The following is a 16911-nucleotide window of genomic DNA, read 5'->3' as shown; positions in this document are numbered from 1 at the left end:
TGCCACTATGAACGGCAAGGAGAAATTACCCTATCGCGCCGCGACAATCACTAAGGCCCATCCCCTGGATGCCGACGACGCCTGCTGCGGATCGCACCCGCTGAACGCCGGCGAAATTCGCACCGCGCCCGCGAATGGCGCACGGCCCGTCGGTGACGCCTGCTGCGGCTCGTGCACGCCGGAGGCCGGCGACACCCGCACCGCGCCCGCGAACGCCACAGCGCCCCTCGCGGCATCGCAGGCGGTGAACGGTGCCATACGCACGCCGATCCGCATCATGCAGATGGACTGCCCTACCGAAGAAGGGATGATCCGCAAGAAATTAGCGGCAATGCCCGCGGTAACGGCGATGGACTTTAATTTGATGCAGCGGGTACTGACGGTGGTCCACAGTCCGGACAGCCTGGACGGTATACTCACGGCAATACGGTCGCTGGGGTTTACCCCGGAGGTCGCGGCGGGCGACGCGCCGCTCGCGGATGCCGTCGTGCCGCGTCAACGCCGCTGGCCGCTGGTGCTGGCCGCTTTCGCCGCCTTCGCCTCGGAAATCTGCCATTGGCTATCGCTGCCGGGCGGGACCAGCGCCGCCCTGGCGTTGCTGGCGGTCGTCGCCTGCGGCTTGACGACCTATAAAAAAGGCTGGCTGGCCCTGCGGCAGGGGACGATGAATATTAACGCGTTGATGAGCATCGCCGTCACCGGTGCGCTGTTGCTCGGACAATGGCCAGAGGCGGCGATGGTGATGGTGTTGTTTACCCTCGCCGAGCTGATCGAAGCCCGTTCTCTCGATCGCGCCCGCAACGCCATTGGCGGGTTGTTGCAAAGCGTGCCGGCGACCGCTAGCCTGCAACAGGCGGACGGAAGCTGGCAAGAGGTAGACGTCGGCACGGTGACGGTCGGAAGCCTGTTGCGGGTCAAACCCGGTCAGCGCGTCGCCCTCGACGGGTGGGTTGAACAGGGGCAGTCCACGGTGGACCAGGCATCGATCACCGGTGAAAGCCTGCCGGTGGAAAAACGCCCGGGGGATGCGGTCTTTGCCGGTACGCTCAATCAGGCCGGTTCATTTTGCTACCGGGTTAGCGCCGCCTCCGACGACACCACCCTCGCCCGTATCATCCACGCCGTCAGCGAAGCGCAGGGAAACCGGGCGCCGACACAACGCTTTGTCGACCGCTTCGCCCGTATCTACACGCCACTGGTCCTGGTCATGGCGCTGTTGGTGGCGCTTTTACCGCCCCTATTGTTAGGCGGCGGCTGGTATGCGTGGATCTACAAAGCGCTGGTGATGCTGGTGATCGCCTGCCCGTGCGCGCTGGTGATTTCCACGCCGGTCACCATCGTCAGCGGTTTGGCCGCCGCGGCACGCCAGGGAATTTTGATTAAGGGCGGCGTCTATCTGGAAAAAGGACGGCGCCTGCGTTGGCTGGCCCTCGATAAAACCGGCACCCTGACGCACGGTAAACCCGTGCTGACCGATAGCCTGACCTTCGACGCCCGGGATATCAAGGCGCTTTATCCGTTGGCGTCCGGGCTGGCTTCGCGCTCCGACCATCCCGTATCGCAGGCCGTTGCCCAGGCGGCGGACATAGCCGGAACGCCGCCCGCCTTGGTATCCGACTTCACCGCCCTGCCCGGTCGCGGCATTACCGGCGTCATAGCGGGCGGCCAGTGGTACCTTGGCAACCGGCGGTTGGCCGATGAACTGGGGCTTGCCACCGATGAGCTTGCGCCGCGCGCCGCCGCGCTGGAACAGCAGGGCAAAACCCTCGTGATGCTGATGGGCGAAGGGCGCGTGCAGGCATTGTTTGCGGTGGCGGATACGCTGAAATCCCACAGCCGCGACGCCATCACGCAGTTGCATCAGCTTGGCGTCAATACCCTGATGCTCAGCGGCGATAATACACCCACCGCTAAAGCTATCGCGGCGCAGGCGGATATCGACGAGGCGTATGGCGACCTGCTGCCGGCAGATAAACTGCAAAAGATAACTCAGTTGGCAGACCGGGGCACGGTCGGCATGGTTGGCGATGGCATCAATGATGCGCCGGCGCTGGCGCGGGCGGATATTGGTTTCGCCATGGGTGCGCTGGGCAGCGATACCGCCATTGAGACCGCGGATGTCGCCTTGATGGATGATGATTTGCGCAAGGTGGCGCGTTTTATCCAGCTGTCGCACGCCACCCACCGCATTCTGCGGCAAAATATTGCCCTGGCGCTGGGTATTAAGGCGCTGTTTTTGCTCCTCACGCTGGCGGGGGCAGGGACGATGTGGATGGCGGTATTCGCCGATGTCGGCACCAGCCTACTGGTGGTCGCCAATGGCCTGCGTTTACTGCGCCAGACGCCGCGCGAGCGGCAAACGACGTCCGCGGCGCCCGCGCGCGGCAACGTCGCAGGGCAGCCGCTGCGTTAAGCCATTATCCACGGCGGCTGGACAGCCGCCGCATTTAAGCCTGCGCCACGTCAGCCGCGGTATTTAGCCGTGACCGCAATGCGGTAGGAGCGCCGGCTTTAGCGCCGTACCGCGCGGTCAGCAACATTCATCCACAGTTCCCTGGCGTGCCGACGCGGCAGGGCCGGGCAAGCCGGTCTAGACTTGGGGTAGACGTTCCACATAGCCATCCTTTGGAGGAATAGCGCCGATGGACACCCCAGCCACGCGGTCCCAGACCGCCGTTTCACCCCAAGAACTACACCTGATGGACCGCTACTGGTCTGCGGCCAACTACCTCTCGGTCGGACAAATTTATTTGTTGGACAATCCATTGTTGCGCCAGGCGCTGGCGCCCGTGCATATCAAGCCCCGGCTGCTTGGCCATTGGGGTACCACGCCGGGATTGAATTTCGTCTATGTCCACCTTAATCGCATCATCCGCGCGCGCGATGCCAATGTGATTTATATCTGCGGCCCCGGTCACGGCGGGCCGGGCATGGTGGCCAATACCTGGCTGGAGGGGACTTACAGCGAGATCTATCCAGCGGTACCGCAGAACGAAGACGGTATGCGCCAGCTGTTTCGTCAATTTTCTTTCCCGGGGGGTATCCCAAGCCATGCGGCGGCGGAAACGCCGGGCTCGATCAATGAAGGGGGAGAGCTGGGCTATTCCCTGGTACACGCCTATGGCGCGGTGTTCGATAACCCCGATCTGATTGCCGCCTGCGTTATCGGCGACGGCGAGGCGGAAACCGGCCCGCTGGCCGCCAGTTGGCACGGCAACAAATTCATCAATCCGGCGCGCGATGGTGCGGTGCTGCCGATCCTGCATCTTAACGGCTATAAAATCGCTAATCCGACCCTACTGGCACGCTGTAGCGACGACGATCTCAACCGGCTGTTCAGCGGTTACGGCTATCAGCCTATTTTTGTCGCCGGAGATGAGCCGATGCCCATGCATGAAAAGATGGCCGCCGCGCTGGATAAAGCGTTTGATATTATCCAGGAAATTCAGAAGACGGCCCGCCAGGGCAGCGCGCCGCAGGGCGTTCCCCATTGGCCGCTTATCCTCCTGCGCAGCCCCAAAGGCTGGACCGGTCCGAAAGAGGTGGACGGGAAAAAGACCGAAGGTTTCTGGCGGGCCCATCAGGTGCCGGTTGCAGGCTGTCGCGACGATGACGGTCATCGGCAAATTCTGGCGCAATGGCTGCAAAGCTATCAACCCGAAACCTTGTTCGACAGCGATGGCCGGCTGCGGCCGGAGCTACAGCAGTTGGCTCCAGAGGGTAACCGCCGCATGGGCGCCAATCCCCATGCCAACGGCGGCCTGCTGCGCCGAGAATTGATTGTGCCGCCAATCGCCGATTATGAGGTCGCCATCCCCCGCCGCGGCGAAACACAGGCCCAATCCACCGCCGTGTTTGGCGACTATTTGCGGGACGTGTTCACGCTTAACGCTGAACGCCGCCACTTTCGTCTATTCGGTCCGGACGAGACCGCCTCAAACCGCCTCAGCAGCGTCTTTGACGCCACCGACCGCGTGTGGATGGAGAAAATCGAGTCCTTTGACGAGTCGCTGTCGCAAGAGGGACGGGTGATGGAGGTTCTCAGCGAGCATCTTTGTCAGGGCTGGCTGGAGGGCTACTTGCTCACCGGCCGCCATGGCCTGTTCACCTGTTACGAAGCCTTCATCCATATCGTTGATTCCATGTTCAACCAACATGCCAAATGGCTGAAGGTTGCGCGCGGCCTGCCCTGGCGCAAGCCGGTATCGTCCCTTAACTATTTGCTCTCCTCCCATGTGTGGCGTCAGGATCATAACGGCTACAGCCATCAGGATCCGGGGTTTCTCGATCTGGTCGCCAATAAAAAAGCGGATATCGTGCGTATTTATCTGCCGCCGGACGCCAATACCCTGCTGTGGGTCGGCGATCACTGTCTGAATACCTTTGATCGGATCAATGTTATCGTCGCCGGCAAGCAACCGGCGCCACAATGGCTCACGCGGGAGGAGGCCGCGGCGCACTGCAAGGCCGGCCTGGGTATTTGGCCGTGGGCGGGCAATGAAAACGGCAGCGATGGGCCGGACGTTGTGATGGCCTGCGCCGGCGACGTGCCGACCATGGAAACCCTGGCGGCGGTGGATCTGCTGCGTCAAGCATTGCCCAGCCTTATCATCCGCGTCGTCAACGTGGTGGATTTACTGGGTCTGCAATCGAAACAGCAGCATCCCCACGGCCACACCGACGCCTTTTTCGATGACATTTTTACGCCGGATCGCCCGGTGATCTTCGCCTATCACGGTTATCCCTATCTGATTCATCGCCTGACCTATAAGCGCCAAAATCATGCCAATTTCCACGTGCGCGGTTTCATGGAAGAAGGGACCACCACGACGCCGTTCGACATGACGGTGCTCAACGAAGTCGATCGCTTCCATTTGGCGATAGAGGCCATTGAGCGGGTGCCGGGGTTGCATCAAACGCCGGCGGCGGCGGCGGCGCTCGCGCTATTTCGCCGCAAGCTTGATGAGCACTATCACTATGTGCGCGCCCACGGCGACGATTTGCCGGAAGTCCGCGACTGGCGCTGGCAGGCGAGAAGCTGACTCAGCGGGGGCGGCCGCCAAATCGTCGGCACGCGTCAACGCGCTACAACAGCCATTCGATGGGCAGGCGGGAGACCACGGCGATCATCTTGCGCTTGAGCCACCCGGTGCCCGGCTCGTGGTAGTGGCGCACTTCGCGGCCGTCTTTGCGCTCAAGCCAGCACAGCCGTCCCGCCTCATCCAGCGTAACCGCATAGGCGCTGTCCGGCACCTCCTCATCGAAGGCGCGATCGACGGCCTGCGCCAGCACGGGGTCATCAATGACGAACCCCATCTCCGTGTTCAGCCGCGCCGAGCGTGGGTCAAAATTAAATGACCCGACAAAGACCTGCTGGTCGTCCAGGGCAAAGGTTTTCGCATGCAGACTCGAGCCGGAGCTGCCGAACGGCCCGGCGTTGCGCCGCCGCACGTCGGCATGCTGCCGGCGCATTTCATACAATATCACCCCGGCTTCAAGCAACGCCCGCCGGCGTCGGGCGTAGCCTGCATGCACCGCCGCGACATCGGTGGCTTCCAGCGCGTTGGTCAGCACCCGTACCTGAACGCCCTGACGAACCATCGCCGCAAACAAACTCACGCCGGCGCCGGTGGGCACAAAATAGGGCGAAACCAAATCAAGGCGGCGCACCGGGTTGCCCATGACCTGTTTTAGCCGGTAAATCATCAATTCCTGCGAGGCCAGCTCCCGCCGTCCCTTATCGGGATCGTCGCTCACCATGGTGACCGTGCTCCAACGCATCGGCAGCGTATCGTCGGCCAGCTGATTGAATATCGCACAGTCCGCCAGCCCCTGTAGATAGCGGCGGGCCTGCGGCGCCTGCGCGGCAAGAGTCGCCCGCTCCACTTCAAACCGCAGCGCTTTCAGGCTGCCGCTGGGCAATACGCGGTCCAGCGCCACCGCCGAGGCGCAGGACCAATAGCGATCGAAATCCCGCGACACGTCCGGCACCACCGCGCCCACCGCCAGGACATCCATATCGGTGAAATGGATACCGCTGGTAGCGCCGAAGTATTCGTCGCCGATGTTGCGGCCGCCGACGATAGTCGCCTGATTATCGGCGGTCATGGATTTGTTGTGCATCCGACGGTTGGCGCGGCGGAAATGGGTCAAATACCCCAGAAGTTTCGGCCGTCGCACGACGAATGGGTTAAACAGACGGATTTCGATGCGTGGATGGGCATCATAGGCGGCCAATATACCGTCCAACCCGGCGGTACCGTTGTCGTCAAGCAAAAGCCGTACGCGTACCCCGCGTTCCGCCGCCTGGTAAAGCGCATGCATCAGCAGGGTACCGGTGATGTCGCCGTTCCAGATATAGTACTGCACATCCAGGGTGCGTTCGGCGGTCGCGGCCATCAGCAGCCGGGCAACGAACGCGCCCTCGGCGTCTTGCAGCGCAAGGATCCCGCTTTGACCGGGATGACCGGCATAGCGCGGCGTTAACAGCTGCCCCAGTCGGGTATCGGCGGTCTGCTCCGGCGCCGGCGCCAAAGACGGCTGCGGCGGGCGAAAAGCGCCCCGCCGGCCGAAGGAAAGCAGCAGACGATGCAGCGCGCGGCCGCCAGGCCTGCGCCGGCCCGCCGTCGTTCGCCGCAAAGCGGTGGCGCCGATAGGATTTTCGCCGCGGCTCATGCTGCCCCCCCGGCAGTAAAACAGAGCATGCCACGACGGCTAAGAGGGTACCGGCTCGGTGCTGCATAATAACGAAAACCCAAACAACGCTCGCCGCACATCAAAGCTGGCATCATGCTGTCGTTATCCTGAAAAAGTTATTAACTCAACTATAGCATAATGCATCAAGCGCAACGCGGGACTACGACCGTACACCTGTCCGCAATAGTTCGCCAAAGGCCGACGCCGGTACCGGTTGGCCAAATAAAAACCCCTGCGCTTCCCGACAGCCCTTACGGCGCAGCATCTCCGCCTGCTCCAGCGTTTCCACGCCTTCGGCGATAACCCCCAGTTTGAAGCTGCTGCCGAGGTAAAGGATGGCGCGCACAATGGCGGCATCGGGGGCGGAATCGCACATGGCGCGGACGAACGTTTGGTCTACCTTCAACCGCGTCACCGGATAATCCTTCAGCATACTCAGCGAGGCGTAACCGGTCCCATAATCGTCGAAGGCGATACCGACACCTTCGCTACGCAGCTCTTTAAGCGGCCGCAGCATATTTTCGTCGTAGCGCAGAATAATGTTTTCGGTAATTTCCAGCTCCAGCGCGTCGGCGTCGAGACCGGTTTCCGCCAAAATGCCATGAACCTGATGCGCCAGGGCGCCGGTGCGAAACTGCACATTGAACAAATTCACGCCGACACGAAAATCCGTCGCCCCCTGGCGGCGCCAATCGGCGGCCTGTCGACAAGCGGTACGGATGACCCACTCCCCTACCCGCTCCGCCCAGGGCCCGGCATCCAGCGCCGGTAAAAACGCCGCCGGACCGAGCACCCCCTTCTCCGGGTGATGCCAGCGCAGCAGCGCCTCCGCGCCGATGATCGCGTTGTCGGCCAGCCGCACCTGCGGCTGGTAATACAGCTCGAACTCCCCCTGCTGGTAGGCGCGCGCCAGTTGCGACTGATAAGATCGTCTGGACTGGGAAAGCGCCCGTAACGCGGGGGTAAAGAACCGCCGGCAGTGCCGGCCTTCGGCCTTGGCCTGATACAGCGCCAGATCGGCGCTGGTGAGCAATTCCTGCATCGTCGCGCCGTGCAGGGGAAACAGCACAATGCCGATACTGGCGCTGATCGTCACCACCTGGCCGTCAACGGTGGTCGTGTGCGAGATGTCATCAATAATCTGGTCGGCTATCTCTCCCGCCCGGCGGGCGTCATCCAACCCCGGCAGCAGCAGCGCAAACTCATCGCCGCCCATGCGCGCCACGGTATCGCCCGAACGTACCGCCGCCTGAAGTTTCAGCGCTACCGCCACCAATAGCGCATCGCCGCCGTCGTGACCCAGGCTATCGTTAACATCCTTAAAACCATCTAGATCCACCAGCATAATGATGGCGGCTTTTTCATCCCGCAGCGCCTGTTCGAGGCTGGAAGACAGTTGCGTCCGGTTTGCCAGGCCGGTCAGATAGTCCATATGCGCCAGGCGGAACAGACGCTCTTCATTCTGCCGCCGTTCGGTAATATCACGCAGAATGGCGCCAAAGCTAACGTCATGGCCCTCCATCCATAACGAAACGGACAATTCTACCGGGATCAGGCGATCGCCGGCGGCGCGCACCGAGAGCTCAAGCGTTCCCCCTTCGCTGTGCGCTTCCTGTCGCGCGGCCAGCTGCGTCAGGCTGGCCACCACCGCATTCGGCAACAGCATGGCGAGGGGACGGCCCAAGATTTGCTGCCGCGTATAGCCGAACAGCTTGACGGCGGCATTGTTCCAAAAAGTGATATGCGTTTGATGATCCACGCAGATGATTGCGTCGGGCGAGGTGCGGGCGATGTTTTCAAAACGGTTCTTACTGGCCGCGCGCGCCAGTTCCAGGCGGCGCATCTCCAACTTATCCATGACCAGCGCCGCCAGATCGCGCAGATTGCGGCGATCGCTTTCGCTCAACCCCACGCGCGGCGTGCGGTCGATAATGCATAACGTGCCGAGCGCGTAACCGGTCTGGCTGCGCAGCGGCATGCCGGCGTAAAAGCGGACATGCGGATCGCCCGTGACCAGCGGATTATCGGCAAAGCGGGTATCTTGCCGGGCATCCGGGATCACCATCATGTCCTGCTGGCGAATGGCGTGGGCACAAAAAGAGAGCTCGCGCCCCGTCTCGCACACGCTCACGCCGACGCTGGCGGCGAACAGTTGCCGGTCCGCCTCTAAGAGCGAAATCAATACGATCGGCACATTGAAGATATTGGCCGTGAGATGAATGATACGATCCAGGCTGGTTTCCGTCAGGGCGGAATGAACGCCATATTCTTCCAGGATGGCAAGGCGATGCTGCTCCTCCGGGTCTAGCGGGGATTGACTCATGGTTGCCTCTCACAATGCTTCGCTGCCATAGCGCCTTTGTCCACCGTCTCTTCCCTGGCGCCGTTAGCCCGACGCCGTGAGACGCTCTCTCCCTTTACACCCGCGCGCCTCGGGTAGCCACCGAAGGGGCCGGATTCACAGACTGACTATTGCCGCCCGCCCATCGCCCAAGTCACACGAGCAACAGATTGCTGTGGTTACAATTCAGTATAGCCAACGCCGGCGCGGGCGGGGTTTCGTTCGCGCCGGCACGGCCGGCGGAATAACAAACCTCGCTTTTCCCCGCCGTGGCTATAGGCAGTTGGCGCAACACATGGTATTTTTAGTTAGATATCTAACTAATAAATCATGACCTGCTTGAGTGAAATCGCACAACGCACATTTTCCGCGGCTGCTGCACCGTACCGCCCACGCCTGGCGTCTCGCCATCGATAACCGGCTTAAAGAGACCGGCCTGAGCCGCGCCAGCTGGGTCGCGGTGTCCGCTATCGCCGACGCCGAGCAAACGCAGCCCTGGACCCAGAAACAGCTGGCGGCGTTTTTGGGCCTGGAAACCGCCAGTCTGGTGCCGTTGCTTCACCGTTTGGAACAGCAAAACCTGATCCGGCGCGAAACGCCCGCCGCCGATAAGCGCCAAAAACTGCTGCTCACCACCCCGCAGGGCAAGGCCCTGTACCGTCAGGTGAAAATCGAGGCCGACGCGCTGCGAAATGAACTATTATCCTATGTAAGCGAGCCGGATCTCGACACCACCTGGCGGGTCTTGGATACCTTATTACAGGCAGCGGAGGCCAAACAGCGATGAAAAGCGATCCCTACGCCCCGCGGCAATGGCTGCCCCATGAAAAGCCTACCCTGCCCGGCTCGCCTTCAACGCCGCTGCACCCCTGGCACCGGCGCATCGCTTATGGCCTGGTGGGGGTGCTGGTATCGCTGACCGGCGGTCTGGGAAACGCGCTGGTCACCGCCAATCTCACCAACCTGCAGGGTTCATTCGGCGCCTATTCCAACGAAATCGCCTGGCTGCCGGCGGTATACCTGATGACCAATGTCTCGATTAATCTGCTGCTGGTGAAATTCCGCCAGCAGTACGGTTTGCGGGTATTTACGGAAGCGTTTCTGGTGCTGTATGTGCTGGTGACCTTTTTCCATTTGTTCGTCAATGATCTCAGCACCGCGATGATGGTCCGCGCCGCGCACGGCATGGTAGGCGCGGCGCTCAGTTCACTGTCCATCTATTATCAGATCCAGGCGTTTCCGGCCAAGCACCGGCTCAAAGCGTTAACGGTCGGGATCGGTATCGCACAGATGGCCACGCCGCTGGCGCGGCTGTTCTCATCAGAGTTGCTGGCGCTGAACGAATGGCGCGGTCTGTATCTGTTTGAGCTGGGCCTGGCGCTGGTGTCGCTGGCCGGCGTATTACTGATGAAACTGCCGCCCAGCGACCGGATAAAAGTTTTCGAGAAGCTGGATTTTCTCACCTTCATGCTGATGGCCCCCGGTATGGCGCTGCTGTGCGGCGTCCTTTCTCTGGGGAAAATAGACTGGTGGCGTGAGGCGCCCTGGATAGGCTGGTCGCTGGCCGCCTCAATGGTGCTTATCGTCAGCGCGCTGGTGGTGGAACACCACCGCCGCAACCCGCTGCTCAACACCCGCTGGCTCAGCAGCGGCGCGATCATTCGCCTTGGGCTTATCATGATTTTGATGCGGATTGTCTTGTCGGAGCAAAACACCGGCGCCATCGGCTACCTGCAGCAAATCGGCCTGCTCAATGACCAGATGCGCGGGCTATCGGTCGCCATCCTGCTCGGCATGATAGCGGGGGTATTTTGCAGCGCCCTGACCGTCAACCCGAAAAAATTGCCGCAGCCAATCATTATCTCCCTGGCGCTAATGATGTTTGCCTCGCTGATGGATGCTCACTCCAATAGTCTGACCCGGCCGGAAAATTTCTATTTCAGCCAGTTTCTGCTCGGCTTCGGCGGCGCCTTTTTTCTGGCGCCGGCCTTGCTGGCGGGCATCGGCGGCGTCGTGGCCGAGCCGCGCAATCTGGTCAGTTTCTCGGTACTGTTCGGTATGAGCCAGAATATCGGCGGCCTGTTGGGCGCCGCGTGGCTGGGGACGTTCCAGGTGGTACGCGAGAAATTTCATTCCAGCCAGTTGACCGAGCAGTTAACCCTGGCGAATCCGCTGGTCGCGGAGCGGGTCAACAGCTATACCGCCGCCTACGGTGGCGTGCTCAACGACGGTTATCTGCAAAGCGTACAAGGGTTATCGCAGCTCCAGAGCATCGCCAGCCGCGAGGCGAATACGTTGGCCTACAACGATGTTTACCTGTTGACCGCGGCGATCGCGCTGGTGACGTTGGTGTGGATTTTGTGGCGTTTGCTGTGGCTGCGCATCCAAGCGCGCCGCGCACAGCGGCAAGCGGCGGCGATGGCGGCAAGACAAACGGCAGCGGCGGCGACGGCCGTCATTGCGTCGGAGGGGCAATGAGTCAGCAGGGTGATAATCCGGCGGCGGCGCCGGAAAAAGAAAAAAGCAGTAATGCGCGCATTTTAACCATTATGATTTCGGCGGCGATTGCGCTCGTGGGGGTATTGGTGATCCTTTACGCCTGGCAATTGCCCCCCTTCACCCGCCAGGTGCAGTCTACCGACAACGCCTATGTGCGGGGCCAGGTCACGGTCATCAGCCCTCAGCTCAGCGGTTACATTACCGAGGTGCGGGTGCAGGATTTTGCCTGGGTCCGGCGGGATGAAGTATTGATGGTTATCGATCAGCGGATTTATCGTCAACGGGTACACCAGGCGCAGGCGCAGTTATTGATGAAGCGCGCGGCGCTGGATAATAACGTTCAACAGCGCCGCAGCGCGCAGGCATCGGTGGAGCAGTACCAGGCCGAGGTAATCAATGCCGAGGCGCAGGCGCGCAAGGCGAAGCTGGATTTGCAACGCGTGGAGAATTTGGTCGCCGACGGTTCGCTGTCGATACGCGAACGGGATGCTTCGCGCGCCAGCGCCAGCCAGGCGGTTGCCAATATCGCCCAGGCCAAAGCCTCGTTGGAAAAAGCAAAACAGGATCTGCAAACGGTGATCGTCAACCGCGCCTCGCTGGCGGCAGATGTCGCTAACGCGCAGGCGGCGCTGGAGCTGACGCAAATCGACCTGGCCAATACCCGTATCGTCGCGCCGCGCGACGGTCAACTGGGGCAAATTTCGGTGCGCCAGGGGGCCTATGTCAGCGCCGGTACGCATTTGACCTCGCTGGTGCCGGAGCAAATGTGGATCATCGCCAATATGAAAGAGACGCAGATGGCCGGGATCCGGCTGGGACAGCGGGCAAGCTTCAGCGTGGATGCGCTCGACCATGCGACCTTCAGCGGCGTAGTGGAGAGCATTTCGCCGGCCACCGGTTCCGAGTTCAGCGCCATCTCGTCCGACAACGCGACCGGTAACTTCGTCAAAATCGCCCAGCGCATCCCGGTGCGTCTGCGCATTGATCATGATAATGCGCTATACCGGCGCCTGCGTCCCGGGATGTCGGTGGAGGTCAATATCGATACCGGCAGCACGCCGGCCGACCCCGTCGGCTCATCGGCTATTCCCGGCGCGGCTCAGGGAGTGAATCGCTGATGGCTAACCGGTTTCAACGCCGCCGGCCCATCGGCGCCGTCTGCCGCCAGAAGGAATTGGCGCCTCAACCGACCGCGCGCGGCAAGGGCCGGCGCTGGCTTGTCGGCCTCTCCCGGCGTGGACCGGCGCAGAAATGCCCCGCACGCCGCCGCACCGCCGGTCTCGCGCTGGTGTGCCTGCTGCTGACCGCCTGCGGCGCACCCCGCGAGCCCGTCGCGCCGTCGCGGCTGATGATCCCGCCCGCCTGGCGCAATACCGTCGGCCCCGGCGCGCCGGTAGAGGCCAACTGGTGGCACGCGTTCGGCGATCCGGCGCTAAGCGCGCTGGTGGAGCAGGCGCTGCGCTATAACACCGACATCCTCACCGCCCGGGCGCGGGTGGAGGAATACCGCGCCCGCCTGCGCGCGACGGAGGGTGACAGGCTGCCGACGCTGGATGCCCAGATCAACGGCAGCCGCGCGCGCACGCTTTCCTCGGTGACCGGCTTGCCTATCCACAGCACCGTTTATCAAGGTGCGCTCCAGGCGAACTACAATGTCGACCTGTGGGGCGCGCAGCGCGACAGCGCCGCGGCGGCACGCGCGACGCTGGAGGCGCAGCAGGCGGCAGCGGCCGCGGCAATGCTGACCGTTGCCTCCTCCGTTGCTTCGGGTTATTTCAGCCTGCGCTCGCTGGATGAACAGCTGGCGCTGACCCGGGCGACGCTGCAAACGCGGCAGAATTCGCTCAATCTGGCGCGCCGTCAATTTGAAACCGGCTACTCCTCACGGTTGGAACTGGCGCAATCGCAGGCGGAATACCAGGCCGCCCGCGCGCAGATCCCGCAACTGTCGCATCAGATCACCGAGCAGGAAAACGCGCTGCGCATCCTGGTTGGCAGTAACCCTGGGAGCATCGCCCGCGGCGCCGATCTGCACCATATCACCCCGCTGCCGCTGCCTTCGGTACTGCCGTCGGAGCTGATGCGCCGCCGGCCCGATATCGTCCAGGCGGAACGCCAGCTCATTGCCGCTGACGCCTCGCTGTCCGCCGCCCGCGCCAATTTACTGCCGTCGATTAATCTGACCGCTACCGGCACGTTGCAGGATGACGCGCTGGCGAAACTGATTGATAATCCTTTTCGTCTGTGGAGCGTCGGCGGCAGTATTCTGGCGCCGTTGTTTAACCGCGAAGCGCTGAACGCCCAGGTGGACATTGCCGCCGCCGCGCGCAATCAAGCGTTGTACAATTACGAGAAAACGGTACGCAACGCCTTTGGCGAAGTGAACAACAGTCTGGATAGCATCCTGCGGCTGCGCGAGCAGCTTGTGGAAACCCGCACGCAGCAGGAGGTGGTGCAGGAGCAATTACGTATCGCGCATAACCGCTACGCCAACGGCTATGCGTCCTATTTGGAAGAGCTAGACGCGCAGCGCACGCTCTATGCCACCCAGGTAAGCGTGATCGCGCTACAAAATGATCTTTTGCAGGCGCAGACCGATCTCTATCGCTCGCTGGGCGGCGGCTGGCAGGTGGACGCCGCGCCGGCGTCCCGCCGTTAATCAGGCGGTGCGCCATTTCCGCGTCAGCGGTTTTTCCACCTCGACCACCAGGAACATGACCAAACCAATCGCCAGCGTAATGGCCCAATAGCGCAACGGCAGCGCTTCGGTACCAAACAGCGTCTGCATGAATGGAACATAGATGATAAGCAGCTGAAGCAGCAGCAGCACGGCGCTGACCACCCAGATGCCGCGGTTGGCCAGCAAGCCTTTATTCAGCGAGAAGCCGTTTGCGACGCGGCAGTTAATCATATAGAACCATTGCGCCGACACCAGGGTTTGCAACAGCACGGTGCGAATGAATTCCGCCGAATGTCCGCGCGGTTGCAGCCAGGCTTCCAGTACAAAGGCGCTAAGGGCTATCATGCCGCCGACAAACGCCACGCGCCAAATGGCAAAGCGGTCCATGACATGCAGGCGGGGATTGCGCGGCGGCCGCCGCATGATATTCGCCTCGCCAGCCTCAAACGCCAGCCCGAAGGAAAGCGTGGCGGAGGTCGCCATATTCATCCACAAAATCAGCACGGGCGTAAGCGGAATGATATTACCCGCCAGCAGCGCGATGATAATAAGCAACCCCTGCGCCAAGTTGGTCGGCATGATAAACAGGATGGTTTTCTTGAGATTATCGTAAACGCGCCGTCCTTCCTGCACCGCGCTGGCGATAGTGGCGAAGTTGTCATCCGTCAGTACCATATCGGCGGCCTCTTTGGTCACCTCGGTACCCTTGATGCCCATCGCAATACCCACATCGGCCTGCTTGAGCGCCGGCGCGTCATTGACGCCGTCGCCGGTCATACCGACGATCTCCTGCTTACTTTGCAGCGCCCGAACCAGACGGAATTTATCCTCCGGGCTGGTGCGCGCGAAAATATCATAGGCCTGCGCCGCTTCGCTGAGCTGGGTTTCGTCCATAGTCTCCAGTTCGCGACCGGTAATGGCCTGATGCGCGTTGCCGATACCAAGCATGTTGCCGATGCTCATCGCCGTCTGCGGGTGGTCGCCGGTGATCATTTTCACCCGGATACCGGCCTGCCGGCAGTCGCGAATCGCGGCGATCGCTTCCGGGCGCGGCGGATCCATCATACCGCTGATGCCGAGGAAAATGACGCCCTGCTCAAGATCCTGATGCGTCAGCGTCCCCTGACCCGCGGTTGCGGGTTTCCAGGCGGCGGCGACCATACGCAATCCCTCGCGCGCATACTCGGCGATTTTACTCTCCCAATAGGATTGGTCGAACGGCTGCAGGCCGTTTTCCGTCTGCTGCTCGCGGCACAGCCGGAACAGCACATCCGGCGCGCCGGTGAGCAGAATGCGCTCTTCATCGCCGACAAGGTGATGCGTCGCCATGTACTTGTATTGCGAATCGAAAGGGATCTTGCTGCGCAATGCGCTGGCGACGGCGGGAAGCGTCATCTTGGTGGCCAGCACTTTCAGCGCGCCTTCCGTCGGGCCGCCGGTCACTTGCCAGTGGCCGTTTTCATCCTGCATCAGTTGACTGTCGTTACAGAGATCGATGGTGCGCAAATAGCGCTCCAGCAGCGAACCGGCGACGACGGAGACGGGCGTCTGACTATCCACGGGATGCATCGCGCCCACCGGCGCATAACTGTCCCCCTCCACGCGATAAACCCGATCGGCGGTAATCACCGCTTTCACCGTCATTTCATTCATGGTCAGCGTGCCGGTTTTATCGGAGCAGATAACCGTCATCGCACCTAAGGTTTCTACGGTCGGCAACTTGCGAATGATGGCGTGCTGGCGCGCCATGGTCACCACGCCAAGGGATAAAATGATGGAAATGATGGCGGGCAGCCCTTCCGGCACCGAGGCGACGGCCAGGCTGATAAGCGACAACAGCAATTCCGTCAGCGGCATCTCGCGGAACAGCAGGCTGAAGGTGAACAGCGCGGCCATCATAACCAAAATGCTGATAAAAATACTTTTGCCGAGTTTGTCCATTTGTACCAGCAGCGGCGTACGGTGCTGCTCAATGTCCGACATCATCTGGTTGATATGACCCAGTTCGGTGGCGCCGCCGGTTGCGATCACCACGCCTTTGCCGGCGCCCGAACTCACGGTTGTCCCGGAGAACACCAGATTGGTGCGGTCGCCGAGCGAAAGTTCGCCCGCCAGCGCGGCGGTCGTTTTTTCCACCACCGTTGACTCGCCGGTGAGAATGGCCTCTTCGACGCGCAGGCCGTGCGCCTCGATAATTCTCAGATCCGCCGGGATGCGGTCGCCAGCGCGGAGAACCACCACATCGCCCGGCACCAGCGCCGCGGTAGGCACCGTTTCATGCGCGCCCTGCCGGATCGCCACCGCTTCGTTAGAGAGCATATTACGAATGTTTTGCAGCGATTTTTCCGCGTTGCTTTCCTGGATATGGCCGATAAGGGCATTGACCATCGCCACACCCAGAATCACCAGCGTATCCACCCAGTGCCCCATCGCCGCGGTCAATACCGCGGCGGCCAAAAGCACGTAAATCAACACGTCATTAAAATGCGCCAGGAAGCGTAACCATGCCGGCTTACCCTTTTTCTGCGGCAGCACATTCTCGCCGTGCGTTCGCAGCCGGGAGGCGGCCTCTTCGCGGCTTAATCCATGCTCAGCGCTGTTTATTCTCTCAAGCGTATCCGTCACGGAGAGTTGATAGTAATGCGGCAACGAATCCGCCGCTTTCATGGGGTTTTCTGTCTTCATAAAACGTATC

The 16911-nt window shown here is 61.6% G+C and carries 9 protein-coding genes; 6 read left to right on the top strand and 3 right to left on the bottom strand.

Features of this window, described 5'->3' with window-relative positions; genetic code table 11:
* Nucleotides 1-7 precede the first annotated feature (7 nt).
* Together SANT_RS05050 and SANT_RS05045 are read left to right on the top strand one after the other, a co-directional pair.
* Nucleotides 8-2413, top strand: a complete 2406-nt coding sequence (locus SANT_RS05050) for a heavy metal translocating P-type ATPase (protein WP_025421213.1) — start codon at nucleotides 8-10, stop codon at nucleotides 2411-2413.
* Nucleotides 2414-2642: 229 nt separating this feature from the next.
* The gene (locus SANT_RS05045) at nucleotides 2643-5042 is read left to right on the top strand and encodes a phosphoketolase (protein WP_025421212.1); all 2400 of its coding nucleotides are present in this window, start codon (nucleotides 2643-2645) and stop codon (nucleotides 5040-5042) included.
* 43 nt (nucleotides 5043-5085) lie between these two features.
* Here SANT_RS05045 and SANT_RS05040 read toward each other — a convergent pair whose 3' ends face one another.
* Nucleotides 5086-6675, bottom strand: a complete 1590-nt coding sequence (locus tag SANT_RS05040; protein ID WP_025421211.1) for a phospholipase D family protein — start codon at nucleotides 6673-6675, stop codon at nucleotides 5086-5088.
* A gap of 181 nt (nucleotides 6676-6856) precedes the next feature.
* Nucleotides 6857-9019 carry a putative bifunctional diguanylate cyclase/phosphodiesterase gene (locus SANT_RS05035; RefSeq protein WP_025421210.1) on the bottom strand — a complete coding sequence of 721 codons (2163 nt, stop codon included), beginning with the start codon at nucleotides 9017-9019 and terminating at the stop codon, nucleotides 6857-6859.
* A gap of 361 nt (nucleotides 9020-9380) precedes the next feature.
* On the opposite strand from SANT_RS05035, the gene SANT_RS05030 reads away from it, so the two are divergent.
* The 4 genes from SANT_RS05030 to SANT_RS05015 are packed head-to-tail and all read left to right on the top strand — an operon-like array spanning nucleotide 9381 to nucleotide 14195.
* A complete protein-coding gene (locus SANT_RS05030; protein WP_025421209.1) occupies nucleotides 9381-9824 on the top strand; it encodes a MarR family winged helix-turn-helix transcriptional regulator in 444 nt (147 codons plus the stop codon).
* A complete protein-coding gene (locus SANT_RS05025) occupies nucleotides 9821-11515 on the top strand; it encodes an MFS transporter (protein WP_025421208.1) in 1695 nt (564 codons plus the stop codon). Before SANT_RS05030 ends, SANT_RS05025 begins: the two co-directional genes overlap by 4 nt.
* Complete coding sequence (locus tag SANT_RS05020) at nucleotides 11512-12654, top strand: HlyD family secretion protein (protein WP_025421207.1); 1143 nt, start codon at nucleotides 11512-11514, stop codon at nucleotides 12652-12654. Before SANT_RS05025 ends, SANT_RS05020 begins: the two co-directional genes overlap by 4 nt.
* A complete protein-coding gene (locus SANT_RS05015) occupies nucleotides 12654-14195 on the top strand; it encodes an efflux transporter outer membrane subunit (RefSeq protein WP_025421206.1) in 1542 nt (513 codons plus the stop codon). Before SANT_RS05020 ends, SANT_RS05015 begins: the two co-directional genes overlap by 1 nt.
* Here the strand turns inward: SANT_RS05015 and SANT_RS05010 are convergent, their stop codons facing one another.
* Nucleotides 14196-16901: a cation-transporting P-type ATPase gene (locus SANT_RS05010; RefSeq protein WP_025421205.1), complete on the bottom strand. Its 2706-nt coding sequence runs from the start codon at nucleotides 16899-16901 to the stop codon at nucleotides 14196-14198.
* Nucleotides 16902-16911: the final 10 nt, after the last annotated feature.

Source organism: Sodalis praecaptivus, assembly GCF_000517425.1.
GTDB classification, from domain to species: Bacteria; Pseudomonadota; Gammaproteobacteria; order Enterobacterales; family Enterobacteriaceae; genus Sodalis_A; species Sodalis_A praecaptivus.
This window is presented reverse-complemented; position numbering and strand designations above follow the sequence as displayed.

Excerpts from the sequence above, each read along its gene's own strand:
- SANT_RS05050 (WP_025421213.1), top strand. The coding sequence starts at position 8 with ATGAACGGCAAGGAGAAATTACCCTATCGCGCCGCGACAATCACTAAG.
- SANT_RS05045 (WP_025421212.1), top strand. The coding sequence starts at position 2,643 with ATGGACACCCCAGCCACGCGGTCCCAGACCGCCGTTTCACCCCAAGAA.
- SANT_RS05040 (WP_025421211.1), bottom strand. The coding sequence starts at position 6,675 with ATGAGCCGCGGCGAAAATCCTATCGGCGCCACCGCTTTGCGGCGAACG.
- SANT_RS05035 (WP_025421210.1), bottom strand. The coding sequence starts at position 9,019 with ATGAGTCAATCCCCGCTAGACCCGGAGGAGCAGCATCGCCTTGCCATC.
- SANT_RS05025 (WP_025421208.1), top strand. The coding sequence starts at position 9,821 with ATGAAAAGCGATCCCTACGCCCCGCGGCAATGGCTGCCCCATGAAAAG.
- SANT_RS05020 (WP_025421207.1), top strand. The coding sequence starts at position 11,512 with ATGAGTCAGCAGGGTGATAATCCGGCGGCGGCGCCGGAAAAAGAAAAA.
- SANT_RS05015 (WP_025421206.1), top strand. The coding sequence starts at position 12,654 with ATGGCTAACCGGTTTCAACGCCGCCGGCCCATCGGCGCCGTCTGCCGC.
- SANT_RS05010 (WP_025421205.1), bottom strand. The coding sequence starts at position 16,901 with ATGAAGACAGAAAACCCCATGAAAGCGGCGGATTCGTTGCCGCATTAC.